Here is a 292-nt window from a genome sequence, read left to right as displayed (position 1 = left end):
GCTGCGGCAAGATCCTCGATTTCGAGGAGGGGGGAGCGGCCCGTCGCGACACGGTTGACGAGAAGATGCGCGAGGCCTTTGCCCGGGCCGGCGTGCATCGCATCGTTGCCGCAGCACAGAAGGGAGACGCCCTGCGCGATGCCCGCACCCGCGAGATAATCAGCCATAACCGACCCGAGCGCGGGCGCGTAGTTTACCATCGAGCAGCCCGGAAAGAACACCGACGGAGCATCCTCGACAGGCCGCTTCTCGACCACGCGCGCCGCCCCGCCGTCCGCCGACACGGCGATAC

General features: G+C 68.2%; 1 protein-coding gene. It reads right to left on the bottom strand.

Annotation, left to right across the window (positions count from 1 at the left end):
- On the bottom strand, positions 1-292 hold a 292-nt coding region (locus NE591_RS15110), incomplete at both ends, for a hypothetical protein (protein ID WP_256157084.1).

The sequence above is a fragment of the Adlercreutzia sp. DFI.6.23 genome (assembly GCF_024462535.1).
Classification (GTDB): Bacteria; Actinomycetota; Coriobacteriia; order Coriobacteriales; family Eggerthellaceae; genus Adlercreutzia; species Adlercreutzia rubneri.
Note: the sequence above shows the minus strand (reverse complement) of the source record. Positions and strands in the feature narration are given on the sequence as shown.